General features: G+C 47.4%; 1 pseudogene. It reads right to left on the bottom strand.

Features of this window, described 5'->3' with window-relative positions:
* A pseudogene (locus FS628_RS32240) lies at window positions 1-208 on the bottom strand (dihydropyrimidinase); the annotation flags it as partial.
* Window positions 209-270: the final 62 nt, after the last annotated feature.

Below are 270 nucleotides of genomic sequence, written 5' to 3'. Positions count from 1 at the left end.
CTCTCCCTACCCCCACAGTCCCTTTCTCCCCAAATAACCCAAATAACTTCCTCCCTCTTCTCCAACATACATCAACCCACTCATTCACCCTAATCCTTCCTTTCACTACACCTTCCCAATACACAATACTTACCCCATCTTCGATGACACCCCCCCCCTTCCCAATTTTCCTCAAATCATCCTTCCCCACCTCCTTCTCCCCTTTCAAATTAAACCAACAATCATCACAACCAATCCTCTGCAACTCACCCCTTTTCACTGCGTTCCACA

This window comes from Paenibacillus xylanexedens (genome assembly GCF_007676705.1).
Classification (GTDB): domain Bacteria; phylum Bacillota; class Bacilli; order Paenibacillales; family Paenibacillaceae; genus Paenibacillus; species Paenibacillus xylanexedens_C.
The sequence above is the reverse complement of the archived record's forward strand: the minus strand, read 5'-3'. Positions and strand labels throughout refer to the sequence as shown.